The organism is Ramlibacter sp. WS9 (genome assembly GCF_003797765.1).
In the GTDB taxonomy this organism is placed as follows: domain Bacteria; phylum Pseudomonadota; class Gammaproteobacteria; order Burkholderiales; family Burkholderiaceae_C; genus Ramlibacter.
In genome coordinates this window covers 1-826 of record NZ_RKMB01000098.1, presented here as the reverse complement: position 1 = coordinate 826, position 826 = coordinate 1, and the positions used below count along the sequence as shown (strand labels likewise).

The following is an 826-nucleotide window of genomic DNA, read 5'->3' as shown; positions in this document are numbered from 1 at the left end:
ATCACCTCGGCCAGGTCGCAGGCGATGATCGCCGTCTCGCAGGCCAGCCACAGCAGGCGGCAGGTGCTCGGCGAGTAGCGTTCGCGGCAGGCCTGGGCCAGGTCCAGGCCGCTGGCGATGCCCAGGCGCGCGGACAGCGCCTGCAGCAGCATCGCCATCAGGCTGGAGAGCAGGATCACCGAGAGCAGCAGGTAGCCCAGCTGCGCGCCGCCGGCGACGTCGGTGGCCCAGTTGCCCGGGTCCATGTAGCCCACCGCGACCAGGTAGCCGGGGCCGGCGAAGGCCAGCAGGCGGCGCCACCAGTGGCCGCCACCGGGGACTTCGACCGGCTGGGCGCGACCGGGCTCGGCGGCCTGGGGGGCCGGGGTATCCTTCGCGGACATGACGAAGCTCCTGCCGGACGCGTGCCGGCGCTGCGCGCGCCTTTCCCGGCGCGCCGTGGCGCGCAGGTTGGGCGAGCGGTTCAGGGGGCAGGAAGGAGGAAGTCGGTCAGGCCGAGGCCGCCAGTTGCCGGTGCAGGTCCGGCAGGTCGCTGGCGATCAGGTCCCAGTCCTGCTCGGCGGCGAGGTCCTGGGTCTGGCCGGGGCCGTATTCCAGCGGCCGTGCGATGAACGCGGTCTTCAGGCCGAGGGCGCGCGCGGCCTTGAGGTCGTAGTTGTGCGCCGCGCAGAGCATCACCTCCTGCGGCGGCAGGTCGAGCAGGCGGCAGGCGCCGAGGTAGACCTGCGGGTCGGGCTTGTAGTGGCCGAACAGGTCGGCGCACAGCAGCATGTCCCAGGGCAGCCCGGCGTGCCGCGCGACGTCGAGCATCAGCGCGGTGTTGCCG

At 73.4% G+C, this 826-nt stretch carries 2 protein-coding genes; both read right to left on the bottom strand.

The window, feature by feature from the left end; genetic code table 11:
- A partial coding sequence (locus EEB15_RS33105; RefSeq protein ID WP_198090359.1) for an Nramp family divalent metal transporter occupies window positions 1-383 on the bottom strand: 383 nt, incomplete at its 3' end.
- Window positions 384-489: 106 nt separating this feature from the next.
- Window positions 490-826 (bottom strand): HAD-IA family hydrolase (locus EEB15_RS33100; RefSeq protein ID WP_141514240.1); only part of this gene is annotated, 337 nt, incomplete at its 5' end.